Genomic DNA, 12,107 nt, shown 5'->3' with positions numbered 1-12,107 from the left:
ACCGCGAACCGCTCGACGACCCCCGCCTCCGACCGCTTCCGCGACTTCATCGCGTCCGGCTGGGCCGAGCGGGAGGAGCCGCTGCCTGCTCCGCGCGAGCAGGCGTCCTTCGCCGCCTCCCGCCGCGAGCGCCTCTCCGCGCTGCACACCGGCGTGCGCATCGTCGTCCCGGCGGGCCGCCTCAAGCAGCGCGCGAACGACACCGACTACCCGTTCCGTGCGCACTCGGCCTTCACCTGGCTCACCGGCTGGGGCTCCGACTCCGAGCCCGGCGCGGTCCTCGTCCTCGAGCCCGCCGGGTCCGGCCACAGCGCGACGCTCTACTTCCGCGAGCGCGCGGGCCGCGACTCCGACGAGTTCTACGCCAACCCCGAGATCGGCGAGTTCTGGATCGGGCCGCGTCCGTCGCTCGCGCAGGTCGCGAGCGATCTCGGCCTCGCCACCCGCGGGATCGCCGAGCTCGACGCGGTCCTCGACGCGCACGACGGCGTCCCCCTCGCCGTGCTGCGCGAGGCCGACCCGGCGGTGACCGTCCGTCTCGACGCGGTCGAGGCCGACGAGCGGGCGGACCGCGACGCGGCGCTCGAGCGCGACATCGCCGAGCTCCGCCTGGTCAAGGACGCCTACGAGATCGCCGAGCTGCGCGCCGCCGTCGACGCGACGGGCCGCGGCTTCGAGGACGTCCTCTCCGACCTGCCGCGCATCATCGCCCACGAGAAGGGCGAGCGCCTGATCGAGGGCGTCTTCAACGGACGCGCGCGCGCCGACGGCAACGCGGTCGGCTACGACACCATCGCCGCGGCGGGCCCCCACGCCTGCATCCTGCACTGGACGCGCAACGACGGGCCGGTGCGCCCCGGCCAGCTGGTGCTGCTGGACGCCGGCGTCGAGCAGGACAGCTACTACACCGCCGACATCACCCGCACCTTCCCGGTGGACGGCCGCTACACGGACGCCCAGCGCCGGGTGCACGAGACGGTGCGGGAGGCGGCCGACGCCGCGTTCGCGATCGTCCGCCCCGGCATCCGCTTCCGCGAGGTTCACGCCGCGGCGATGGCCGTCATCGCGCGGCGCACCGCCGAGTGGGGCCTGCTGCCGGTCAGCGCCGAGGAGGCGCTCGAGGCCGACAACCAGCAGCACCGCCGCTACATGGTCCACGGCACCAGCCACCACCTCGGACTCGACGTGCACGACTGCGCCCGCGCACGGCGCGAGATGTACCTCGACGGACTGGTCGAGGAGGGCATGGTCTTCACCATCGAGCCCGGCCTCTACTTCCAGCCCGACGACCTCACGGTCCCGGAGGAGCTGCGCGGCATCGGCGTCCGGATCGAGGACGACGTGCTCGTCACCGCCGACGGCGCCGAGAACCTCTCGGCCGGCATCCCGCGCTCGGCCGACGACATCGAGGCGTGGATGGCCCGACTGACCCGCTGAGCCCGGTCGCCCGCGGGGAGCCCCGGCCGCTCAGGCGGCGAGGGGCAGCGCGAACTCCCCGCGGGCGGCGGCGAGCGCCAGCCCGTCGAGCAGCGTCGCCAGCTGACCGGCGGGAGCGTCCGGGTCCTCGGGGTGCCACTGCACACCCACGAGGGGGGCCGCGACGTGCTCGACGGCCTCGATCACGCCGTCCTCCGCCCGGGCGACGACCCGCAGCCCCGGAGCGAGCAGGTCGACCGCCTGGTGGTGCGCGCTCTGCACCGCGAGCGCCTCGGATCCGAAGAGCCCGCCGAGCACGGAGCCCGCCGCGAGCCCGACCTCGTGCCGGTGCATGCGCTGGTGAGCAGGGGCCGCCGCGTTGACGTGCTCCGCCTCCGGACCCAGGTCCTGCACCAGCGTGCCGCCGAGCGCGACGTTGACGATCTGCAGGCCGCGGCAGATGCCGAGCAGCGGGGTCCGGCGGGCGAGCGCCCGGTGCACCAGCGCGATCTGGGCGGCGTCGGCGCGCTCCGCGTGGGGGCCCTCGGCCGGGTAGCCGCGGTCGGCGCCGTACTGCTCGGGAGCGATGTCCTCGCCGCCCGCGAGGACGAGGGCGTCCGCCCCCGCCGTGCGCGCCAGCAGCTCCTCCGTGCCCAGCTCCTCGGCGGCCAAGCGCTCCGCCCGCCAGCCGCGCTCGTGCGCGAGGGCGAGGATGCGGCCGTTCAGGATCTGCACGTAGGCGTGGTACTCCTCGCGGCCCGGTCGCACGCGGGCGACCTCGACGATGGCGAGCGAGCGGGTCATGGCTCCATCCTGGGCACACCGCCGCCGCCGGTCGAACCGCCGTGTCACGCGGTGTCACACTCCGGCCGTACGATCACGGAGTGACCTCGCCGAGCCCGTCCCTCCTGGAGCGCGTGCAGCAGGCGCGCTCCGAGGTCTCCGTCCTCGCCGGGACCACTCCCGAGCGCCGGGTCCGACCGCTGCGCGAGGCGGTCGAGCACGTCGCCGCCGGCGGCTCCCCCGATCCCGGTGCCCTGCTCGACGCGGTCGACTCGCTGGTCGGACTCGTGACCCGCGCCGAGGTGCAGCTGAGCGGCGTCGAGCGCTCCGTGCGGGACGACCTGGAGCGGGCCGCCACCCTCTCCGACCTGCGCACCTCGGCGCAGCTCGCCTCCGCCGCCGACGTGGCCGTCGCGTGCGCCGCGGCACGGTCGCTCCTCCTCGACGCCGACGACGCCCGGTCGGCCGGCGCCCGCCACGATCCGGCCGCGCTGCTGGTCCTGCTGCTCGACGCCGACTCCGCTCTGGACGCCGTCGTCTCCGGATACCGCGAGCCGCGCGCCCAGGCCGAGCGCCAGCTCCTGCTGTTCGAGGCGGCGCGCACCGCGGCCCGGCTCGGCGCCGAGTCGGTGCTGCTCCTGGCCGCCGTGCACGGCGAGCGCATCACCGCGGCACCCCGGATCCTCGCCGAGGAGACGCTCGGGCAGCTGGACACCGCGGTGCGCCGTGCGGCAGGCGATCCGGCCGGCGCTCTGGACGAGGCCCGCGCCGCCGCCGACCGCGCCCGCTCCGCACTCGACGAGGCCCTGGTCGACCTCGACGGCGCGCCCCCGTCGCTCCGCCCCGCGGCCGTCCCCGGAGGCCTGCCCGCGGCCTGAGGACGCAGGCACCCGCCAGCGGCGCGCGTGCCATAGTGAGGGACATGGCCTCCTTCCTCGTCGTCCCCCAGTGGCAGGGCTCGGCGTCGACGCGCGCGATGCGCCTCGTCGACGGAGCCGAGGCGATCCGGGGCGATCTGCCCTCCTCCGCCACCACGACCCTCGACATCCCCGCCGAGGCGGGCGACGCCCAGGACACCGGCATCCGCCGCTACGCCTCGGTCGCCACCGTCGCCGAGCGGGTGCGCGAGGCCCTCTCGGGCCGCACCGGTCCCGTGATCACGATCGGCGGCGACTGCGGCGTCGAGTTCGCGGCGATCGGGCACGCCGTGCGCTCGGCACCGGGCCCGGTCGCGCTGGTCTGGCTCGACGCCCACCCGGACGCGCACACTCCCGAGTCCTCCCCCAGCGGCGCCTTCTGCGGCATGGTCCTCTCGGCCGCGCTGGGACGCGGCGTCGGCCTCCTGAGCGCGGGCGCCGAGGAGCGGGTGGCCGACGAGCGCGTCGTCCTCGGAGGTGTCCGCTCCGCCGACGACGGCGAGCTCGAGCGGCTGGTCGAGCGGGGCGCCGCGGTGCTGCCCGCGGACGCCCTCGACCCGGAGTCGCTCGTCGCGGCGGTCGAGGCGACCGGTGCCGCCTCCGTCTACGTGCACCTCGATCTGGACGTGCTCGACCCCGCCGATCTCGCCGGGCTGTTCGACCCGGTGCCCTTCGGCGTTCCCGCCTCGCGCCTCGTCGCGAGCCTCGACGCCCTCCGGTCCCGCTTCCCGCTCGCGGGCGCCGGCGTCACCTCGTTCGCCCCGTCGTCGCCGACGGCGGCCGAGGACGACCTGCCCACGATCCTCCGCCTCCTCGGCGCTCTGTCCCGCGGGGCCTGAGAGAGCCCTGCCATCGGCGCGCAAGCCCGAGCGCGTGTCGGCGGCACCCGGCAAGATGGTCGGACGCGACCGAGCGGAGGAACGATGAGCGACGAGAGACCGCGCGTGCGCACCGAGCGGCGCGGGACCGTGCTCGCGATCGTGCTGGACCGGCCCGAGAAGCGCAACGCCGCCGATCTGCGGCTGCTCGCGGAGCTGGCGTCCGCGTACGGCGAGCTCGACCGCGACCCGGAGCTGCGCGCCGGCGTCGTCCTCGCCGAGGGCGGGCACTTCACGGCCGGGCTCGACCTCGCCGACATCGGGCCCCGCCTGGGCTCCGACGGCCTCGACTTCGTGCCCGAGGGCGGGCTCGACCCCTGGGGCCTGCGCACCCGCCCCGTGAGCAAGCCGGTGGTCATCGGCCTCCAGGGCACCTGCCTCACGCTCGGCATCGAGCTCGCGCTCGCGAGCGACGTCGTCCTCGCCGAGCGGTCCACCCGCTTCGGCCAGATCGAGGTCGCCCGCGGCATCCTGCCCTTCGGCGGAGCGACGCTGCGCTTCCCCCGCGCCGTCGGCTGGGGCGACGCGATGCGCTGGATCCTCACCGGCGACCTCTTCGACGCCGAGGAGGCCCACCGCATCGGCCTCGTGCAGCAGGTCGTCCCCGACGGGACGGTCGCCGAGGCGGCCTGGGCTCTGGCCGCCCGGATCGCCGCGCAGGCGCCGCTCGCCGTGCAGGCCGCCCTGGCCAGTGCCCGGCTCGCGGTCGCCGCGTCCGACGCCGAGGCCGCGGCCGCGCTCCCCGGGGCGCTCGCGCGTCTCGCGGCGTCCGAGGACGCGCGCATCGGCACCGAGGCCTTCCTCCAGCGCACGACGGCGGAGTTCACCGGACGATGAGCGACGAGAGCACCACCGTCACGGCGCCCGGCGGCTCCTCCCTCGAGGCGCAGCAGGAGCGCGCCGCGCAGCAGCTCGAGATCCGGCTCCGCTACGGCGACCAGGTGTGGGAGCTGCGCGAGGTCGACCACTTCGCCGTCTTCTCCCGCCGCAGCACCGCACGGCGCGCCGGGCGCGTCCTCGTGGCCTCCGGCTTCCAGATCGCGATCTCGCGGCTTCGGCTGAGGCAGGTCCTCGTCGCGAGCCACCACGCCGCGGTCGACGAGGAGTCGACCACCGCGTTCCTCCGCCAGGTGATCGAGGCGGTCGAGAGCCACGGCGGCCGCTACGACGGCTGGCGGGCCGAGATCGTGCCGGCGCATTGAGCGCCGGGCACCCACCGACGACGGGGCTCGACGCCTCCGGGAACCCCAGGGAGACAGCATGAGCAGCACGACGGACGAGTTCGACGTCATCGTCATCGGAGCAGGGCCGGTGGGCGAGAACCTCGCGGACCGCGCGGTCCAGGGCGGCCTCACCGCGGCCGTCGTCGAGAGCGAGCTCGTCGGGGGCGAGTGCTCCTACTGGGCGTGCATGCCCTCGAAGGCGCTGCTGCGGCCGCCGATGGCGCTCCGCGCCGCCCGTGATCTCCCCGGCGCGGCGCAGGCGGTGAGCGGAGGAGTCGACGTGCCCGCGCTCCTGGCCCGCCGCGACTCCTTCACCAGCCACTTCGACGACCACGGCCAGGTGCAGTGGCTCGAGGGCGCCGGCATCGAGCTCGTCCGCGGGCACGGCCGCCTGAGCGGCGAGCGCGAGGTGACCGTGACCGGACCCGACGGCGAGGTGCGCGTGCTCCGCGCCCGCTCCGCCGTCGCCGTCGCGACCGGCACCACCGCCGTCGTCCCCGACATCCCGGGCCTGCGCGCGGCATCCCCCTGGACGAGCCGCGAGGCCACCTCGGCCGAGGAGGTGCCGCCGCGCCTCGTCGTCATCGGCGGCGGAGTCGTCGCGACCGAGATGGCGACCGCCTACGCCGGCATGGGCTCCTCCGTCACGCTCGTCGCCCGCAGCGGACTCCTCGCGCCGTTCGAGCCCTTCGCCGGCGAGCTCGTCGGCTCGGCGCTCCAGGAGCTCGGCGTCGACCTGCGCCTCGGCGACTCGCCCGTCTCGGTCGAGCGCCGGTCCGACGGCACCGTGGCCGTGACGCTCGAGGGCGGCGACGTCATCGAGGCCGACCAGGTGCTCGCCGCGACCGGCCGCGCCCCGCACACCCGCGACGTCGGCCTCGAGACGGTGGGCCTCGAGCCCGGCTCCTCGCTGACGGTCGACGACACGATGCTCGTGCTGGGCGGCGACGGTGCTCCCCTCGGCGGCGGGCGTCCGTGGCTCTACGGGGTCGGCGACGTGAACCACCGCGCACTGCTCACGCACCAGGGCAAGTACCAGGCCCGTGCGGCCGGCGACGTGATCGTCGCGCGCGCCACCGGTGCCGAGGTCCACGACGCCCCCTGGGGAGCGCACGTCGCGACCGCCGACCACGAGGCCGTGCCGCAGGTCGTCTTCACCGACCCCGAGGTCGCGTCGGTCGGCCTGACCGCCGCGGCCGCCGAGAAGGCCGGCTACCGCACCCGCGCCGTCGACTACGAGATCGGCTCGGTCGCCGGCGCCGCCCTCGCCGCCGACGGCTACACGGGCACCGCGCGGATGGTCGTGGACGAGGACCGGAAGGTCGTCCTCGGCGTCACCTTCGTCGGCAAGGAGGTCGGCGAGCTGATCCACTCCGCGACGATCGCCGTCGTCGGCGAGGTGCCGCTCTCGCGCCTCTGGCACGCGGTCCCCTCCTATCCGACGATCAGCGAGGTCTGGCTGCGGCTGCTCGAGACCTACGGACGCGACAGCGCGTGAGCGCGCTCCGTCGAGCCGTCGCGACGGTGGCCCTGGATCCGGCGATCACCCGGCCGGGCTACCTCTTCGCGTGCGCGGTCGGACTCGCCTGGGGCGCGCTGTGGAGCACGGGCCCGATCCGGCGCAGCCACGGCCTCGTCGTCTTCACCGGTCTGCCCTCCTGGGCGTTCGGCCGCGGAGGGTCCTGCGTCGGCACGAGCTACCTCACGGGCACCAACGTCTCCGACAGCGTCCTCGAGCACGAGGCCGTGCACAAGGAGCAGTGGCGGCTCTACGGGATGTGGTTCCCGTTCGCGTACACGGTGGCGGGTCGCGATCCGCTGCGCAATCGATTCGAGATCGAAGCCGGTCTCGAGAAGGGCGGATATCTCCGTGGTCACTGACATGACGGGGCGCGTCGTCGTCCTCACCGGAGCGAGCTCCGGCATCGGCCGGGTCGCGGCGGGAGCGCTGGCGTCCGCCGGTGCCCGCGTCGCCGTGGTCGGGCGGAACCCCGAGCGCACCCGCGCGGTCGCCGCCGACGTGGGAGGGGACGCGTTCCTGGCCGACTTCGACCGGCTCGACGACGTCCGCGCCCTGGCCGACGGCCTCCTCGAGCGCTACGAGCGGATCGACGTGCTGGCGAACAACGCGGGCGGGCTCGTCTCCCACCGCGCCGAGACGGTCGACGGCCACGAGCGGACGATCCAGAGCAACCATCTCGCGCCGTTCCTGCTCACGCGGCTCCTGCTCCCGCGGATGATCGAGACCTCGAGGGAGCGGGCCGGCGTCCGCGTCGTCTCCACGGCGAGCCTCGCGAACCGCTTCGGTCGCCTGAGGCTCGACGACCTCGACAACCGCCGCGGTCCGTGGCTCGGCGGCTGGCGGGCGTACGGCACGTCGAAGCTGGTGACGATCCTCTTCATCCGCGAGCTGGCGGAGCGCCTGCTGACGACGTCGGTCGACGCGTACTCGTTCCACCCGGGCGTCGTCTCGACGAGCTTCGGTGCCGACAGCACGATGATGAAGCTGATGACGAGCCTCTCGGTCGGCTCCTTCGGCATCTCCGCCGAGGCGGGTGCGGTACCGCTGATCACCCTCGCCTCCGAGCCCGATGTAGGCGCCGCGAGCGGCACCTACTTCGACCAGCTGACGCCGCACGGCTCCCTGAACCCCCAGGCCCGCGACCGCGCTCTCGCCCACGACCTCTGGACCCTCTCCAGCCGCCTCGTGGGCGTCTCGCCCACCCTGTAGCCCGCTGCCGCTCCCCGCTGACTTCGACTCGACGCGGGGGCGGCGCGGAGCACCTGGCGCGCTCGTCGGGTGGATCTCGACACGCCCTCTCCGAGGGCTGCCCGATCAGCAGGTCTGCGCGCGGTCGTCGGGCTCGGTCTGTGCCGGCGAGCTGCTCGATCAGCCGAAGTCGGTCGGGGCTGGATCTCGATACTCCCTCTCCGAGTGCTATCCGATCAGCATGTCCGGGCACGGTCGCCCGACTCGCCAGGCACCCGAGAACCGCTCGATCACGCGCGAGGTCCGTCGGCAGTGACTCTCGAGACGCCCTCTGCGAGGTCCACTCGATCAGCATCGTCCCCCGCGGTCGCGCCCCTGGCGCGCTGTCCCCCGCGGTCGCGCCCCCGGCGCGCCGCACCCTCTGCGGTCGCGCCCCCGGCGCGCCGTCCCCCGCGGTCGCGCCCCCGGCGCGCCGCACCCCTACGAGCAGCGCCCGGAGCGTCGCAGGGCGACGTTCTGCAAGGCGGAGGAGGAAGCGATACCGGCGGTATCGCGCCCGACGACATTGCCGCAGAACGTCGCCCTGCGGCGCTCCGGGTCAGTTGGACTCTTGGCGGCCGAGGCGCCAGTACCCCATGAACGCCACGCGCTTCCGGTCGAGTCCGAGCTCGGTGACGAGGCAGCGGCGGATCAGCTTCACCGCGCCGGCTTCTCCGGCGATCCAGGCGTAGAGGCCGGGGTCGGTGCTCTCGTCGGGGACCTCCCAGAGCATCTCGTGGTCGACGTCGATGTCGCTGACGTCGACGCCGCGGTGGTGGGCGGTGAGGAAGCGGGTGGCCCAGGCGCGGACCGCGTCGCCGAGGGCCGCTCCGGGGGCTGCCGCGTCGGCGCGGACGATCCAGGTGACGTGGACGCCGGCGGGGTGGCGGAGCGGGAGGCGGTCGTGGGCGGTGGGGACCTCGAGGAACGCGGCTCCGGTGGCGTCGTCGTCGAGGCTCTCGAGGATCGCGGCGATGGCGGGGACGGCCGTCTCGTCGCCGGCGAGGAGGAGGGAGGTGGCGGCGCCGGGGTGGAACTCGACTCCGCCGCCGGGGAGGTCGGAGCGCGTGTCGGGCGCGATGATGACGATCTGGTCGCCGGCGCGGGCGCTCTCGACCCAGGCGGAGGCCGGTCCGGTGTCGCCGTGGGCGGCGAAGTCGATGTCGACCTCGGCGTCCTCGGGGCGGACGGCGCGGATGGTGTAGGTGCGGAGCGGGTTCCGGAGCTCGTCGGGGAGCTGTCGCCAGCGGCCGTACCAGTCGGGGTCGAGTCCGTCGGGTCCGTCGGGGTCCGAGACGGAGGCGAGGAAGGCGGGGGCGTCGGAGGCGTCGGTGGGGACGACGAGCTTGATGCGCTGGTCGGGGCCGGTGCAGCCGACGTGGTCGAGGCCGGTGCCGGTGAGGGTCACGCGGATGAAGTGCGGGGCGATCCGGGTCGCTGCGGCGACGGTCGCGAGGTACGGCCGGTAGGCCGGTCGGGCGGGGGCGGCGGTCGTCGGAGGCATCGCCTCAGTCTCGCACAGAAGGTAAGCCTTGCCTAACACTCAGCCGGGACGCCCGGCGGACGGTCAGCGCGCGGCGTGCTCGGCGGAGGTGCGCAGGCGCGCCTCCACGTCGGCGGCGAGCTCGGCGACGACGGGGCCGGCCCCGCCGATCCAGGCGCAGAAGTCGTGGCGGCCGTCGGCCCACGGGTAGTCGCCGTCGACGACCGACATCTCGCCGACCCAGGCCCGGACCGCGCGGTCGAGCGCGACTCCGCGGGAGCAGCGCTCACCGGTGCCGGGGGCGCCCGAGCGCTCGGAGCGGCCGAGCCAGGTGACGCAGACCCGTCCGGGGGCGGCGAGCGGCGGCAGTCCGCGCGCGTCGTCGACCTCGACGAAGACCTGGCCGCGGGCGTTCGCGGGGAGGGTGTCGAGGATGCTCTGGATCCACGGCACGACGGTCTCGTCGCCCGCGATCAGGAACTGCTTCACGTCGACCGGCGCGGAGCCGTCACGGTCCTCGAACATGCACATCGTGTTCGAGTATAGGCAAGGCTTACCTCAGTGACCAGAGCCGGACCTGACCATCCGCCGTGCGGCCGCACCCGGACCCGTCACGACTGCGGCCTGCCCCGTCACCACTGCGGCGGGTGCCGCCTCTGCCAGCGCGCCCGCCGCTCGAGCTGTGCGCCGATCGCCAGCAGCGTCGCCTCGCCGCCGGGTCGCCCGATCAGCTGGACTCCCATCGGCAGGCCCTCCTCCGTGGTGCTCAGCGGAAGGGTGATCGCGGGGAGGCCGCTCACGTTCACGAAGGACGTGTACGGCGTGTAGAGGCACTGCTGCTCGAAATTGCGCTCGGGATCCTCGAGGTCGTACCAGCCGACGGGGCGCGGCGTCATCGCCAGCGACGGCGTCAGGACCGCGTCGACGCCGGAGAACGCCGCGATCACCGCGCGCTCGTAGCCCGAGAGCCAGGACGCCGCCTCGACGATCTCGCGGGCGGAGCGCCGGCGTCCCTCCTCCACCAGCCAGCGGGTCAGCGTCTCCAGCAGATCGAGGTCCGCGCCCTCGACGGGCAGGGTCGCCGCGCCGCTCTGCCACAGCGTCCGGAACGCGGCGGGGTACGGGGCGCTCGGGGGCAGCGACGCCTCCTCGAGCCCGTGGCCGAGGGCGGCCAGCGCGGCGATCCCCTCGTCCAGCGCGGCGCGCGCCTCCGGAGCGAGAGCGATCTCGTACTCCTCGTCCCAGGGCGAGTCCGTCAGCACGCCGATCTGGAAGCGCCCCTCTCCGCGCACCGCGGCGCCGAGGAACGAGCCGTCGCCGTCGCCGGGCGCGCCGAGCGACCAGCGCTGCGGAAGGCGGCCGTTCGTCCGCTCCAGCATGCCCTCGAGCAGGAGGCCCGCGTCGGCGACCGAGCGGGTGATCGGCCCGGCGACCGTCAGGCCGCCGACCCCGCCGATGCCGGAGAGCGCGGCGACGCGTCCGCGGGAGGGCTTCAGTCCCACCAGACCGCAGGCCGCGGCGGGGATGCGGATGGACCCGCCGCCGTCCGAGGCGGGGGCGAACGGCAGCAGTCCCGCGGCGACGGCGACCGCCGCTCCTCCGCTGGATCCGCCGGCCCCGAGGCGGGTGTCCCAGGGCGTGACGGCGGGCGGGCCGATGCGCGTCTCGGTGTAGGAGGGCATCCCGAACTCGGGCGCCGCGGTCTTGCCGAGGCTGACCGCTCCCGCCGCGTCGAGCACCTCGACGATCTCGTCGGAGGCGGTGGGCACGTGGTGCTCGCGCAGCCGGGATCCGAATGCGGTCCGCACGCCCGCGCGCCGCCAGAGGTCCTTGTCGCCGCTCGGCAGGCCCCAGAGCGGAGCGGTTCCGGGCCCGGTGCCGAGCGCTGATGCCCGCTCCCGCGCCCGATCGGCGGTCACCGTGGCGAAGGCGCCCAGCTCCCCGTTCCACCGCTCGATCCGGGCGAGGTAGTGATCGGCGAGCTCGAGAGGCGTGACCTCTCCGCGCTGCAGCCAGTCCCACTGCTCCTGGGCGCTGAGGTGGTGGAGTTCGAACATGGAACGACCCTATTCCGCCGCTCCGGGGAGCCGGCGGAACAGGGTCGTGGGGGTCAGGCCGCGCGGCGGCCGCTCTCGCTCGCCTCGTCGATGCCCTTCCGGGCGCCGTCGGGCACCACGGTGTCGCGGTCGATGCGGGCGCCGGTCGCGATCACGGCCGAGCGTCCGATGCGGGAGTAGCTCCCGATCCGCGCCCCCGGTCCGATGATCGCCTCGGGCCCGACGTGCACGTTCGCGCCGATGAAGGCGCTGTGCCCGATCATGGCGTCGCGGTCGACCCAGCTGCCCGCGCCGATCCAGGCGCGCTCGCCCACGGTCGCGCCGGGCTCCACGTAGGCGCCGGTCTCCACGTACGCGGTCGCCGAGACGCGCGATCCGGGAGCGACCATGCCGCGTCCGTTCGCGTGGCGGCGGTAGACGATCTCGTCGTCACTGCCGCGCGCCCCTCGACCCTTGTTCATCCCTGTTCCTGCCATCTGCCTCTGGCTCCTCCGAGCTGTCCGGTGGGCGGGGCGCCGAGCCCCGTCCCGTCATCGGTAGACAACAGCGGCGAGCGCCCGCGCATTCCCCGTTCGGGGGGCGCTGGCGCTCGCCGCTGTTG

At 75.0% G+C, this 12,107-nt stretch carries 12 protein-coding genes and 1 pseudogene; 8 read left to right on the top strand and 5 right to left on the bottom strand.

Annotation, left to right across the window (positions count from 1 at the left end; translation table 11 throughout):
• The coding region (locus C5C39_RS16690) for an aminopeptidase P family protein (RefSeq protein WP_104353911.1) at positions 1-1,437 on the top strand (1,437 nt) is incomplete at its 5' end.
• Positions 1,438-1,467: 30 nt separating this feature from the next.
• On the opposite strand, the pseudogene C5C39_RS16685 reads toward C5C39_RS16690, so the two are convergent.
• Positions 1,468-2,106, bottom strand: a pseudogene (locus tag C5C39_RS16685) (gamma-glutamyl-gamma-aminobutyrate hydrolase family protein); the annotation flags it as partial.
• Between the two features lie 194 nt (positions 2,107-2,300).
• Between C5C39_RS16685 and C5C39_RS16680 the strand changes: the two are divergent.
• The 7 genes from C5C39_RS16680 to C5C39_RS16650 all read left to right on the top strand — a co-directional run bounded on the left by C5C39_RS16680 (position 2,301) and on the right by C5C39_RS16650 (position 7,948).
• On the top strand, positions 2,301-3,077 hold the full coding sequence (locus C5C39_RS16680; RefSeq protein ID WP_104319967.1) for a hypothetical protein: 777 nt from the start codon (positions 2,301-2,303) through the stop codon (positions 3,075-3,077).
• Between the two features lie 44 nt (positions 3,078-3,121).
• The gene (locus tag C5C39_RS16675) at positions 3,122-3,955 is read left to right on the top strand and encodes an arginase family protein (protein WP_104248221.1); all 834 of its coding nucleotides are present in this window, start codon (positions 3,122-3,124) and stop codon (positions 3,953-3,955) included.
• An 84-nt stretch (positions 3,956-4,039) separates the two neighbouring features.
• Complete coding sequence (locus C5C39_RS16670; protein ID WP_104256199.1) at positions 4,040-4,831, top strand: crotonase/enoyl-CoA hydratase family protein; 792 nt, start codon at positions 4,040-4,042, stop codon at positions 4,829-4,831.
• Positions 4,828-5,196, top strand: coding sequence for a ribonuclease E inhibitor RraB (locus tag C5C39_RS16665; protein WP_104225032.1), 369 nt, complete (start codon positions 4,828-4,830; stop codon positions 5,194-5,196). The genes C5C39_RS16670 and C5C39_RS16665 overlap by 4 nt, the downstream gene beginning before the upstream one ends.
• 58 nt (positions 5,197-5,254) lie before the next feature.
• Positions 5,255-6,715: an NAD(P)/FAD-dependent oxidoreductase gene (locus C5C39_RS16660; RefSeq protein WP_104353909.1), complete on the top strand. Its 1,461-nt coding sequence runs from the start codon at positions 5,255-5,257 to the stop codon at positions 6,713-6,715.
• Positions 6,712-7,098, top strand: a complete 387-nt coding sequence (locus tag C5C39_RS16655; RefSeq protein ID WP_104227423.1) for a Fe-S oxidoreductase — start codon at positions 6,712-6,714, stop codon at positions 7,096-7,098. Before C5C39_RS16660 ends, C5C39_RS16655 begins: the two co-directional genes overlap by 4 nt.
• Complete coding sequence (locus C5C39_RS16650; RefSeq protein ID WP_244230659.1) at positions 7,088-7,948, top strand: SDR family NAD(P)-dependent oxidoreductase; 861 nt, start codon at positions 7,088-7,090, stop codon at positions 7,946-7,948. Before C5C39_RS16655 ends, C5C39_RS16650 begins: the two co-directional genes overlap by 11 nt.
• Positions 7,949-8,525: 577 nt before the next feature.
• Here C5C39_RS16650 and C5C39_RS16645 read toward each other — a convergent pair.
• The 4 genes from C5C39_RS16645 to C5C39_RS16630 all read right to left on the bottom strand — a co-directional run bounded on the left by C5C39_RS16645 (position 8,526) and on the right by C5C39_RS16630 (position 11,967).
• Entirely contained in the window at positions 8,526-9,470 is a 945-nt protein-coding gene (locus tag C5C39_RS16645; RefSeq protein WP_104353908.1) for a siderophore-interacting protein, read from the bottom strand.
• Between the two features lie 63 nt (positions 9,471-9,533).
• Positions 9,534-9,974 carry an SIP domain-containing protein gene (locus C5C39_RS16640; protein WP_181027263.1) on the bottom strand — a complete coding sequence of 147 codons (441 nt, stop codon included), beginning with the start codon at positions 9,972-9,974 and terminating at the stop codon, positions 9,534-9,536.
• Positions 9,975-10,081: 107 nt separating this feature from the next.
• On the bottom strand, positions 10,082-11,506 hold the full coding sequence (locus tag C5C39_RS16635) for an amidase (protein ID WP_104353907.1): 1,425 nt from the start codon (positions 11,504-11,506) through the stop codon (positions 10,082-10,084).
• 53 nt (positions 11,507-11,559) lie between these two features.
• Positions 11,560-11,967 carry a transferase gene (locus tag C5C39_RS16630; protein ID WP_104334124.1) on the bottom strand — a complete coding sequence of 136 codons (408 nt, stop codon included), beginning with the start codon at positions 11,965-11,967 and terminating at the stop codon, positions 11,560-11,562.
• Between the last annotated feature and the right edge of the window lie 140 nt (positions 11,968-12,107).

Source organism: Rathayibacter sp. AY1F3, assembly GCF_002931975.1.
Lineage (GTDB): Bacteria > Actinomycetota > Actinomycetes > Actinomycetales > Microbacteriaceae > Rathayibacter.
Note: the sequence above shows the minus strand (reverse complement) of the source record. Positions and strands in the feature narration are given on the sequence as shown.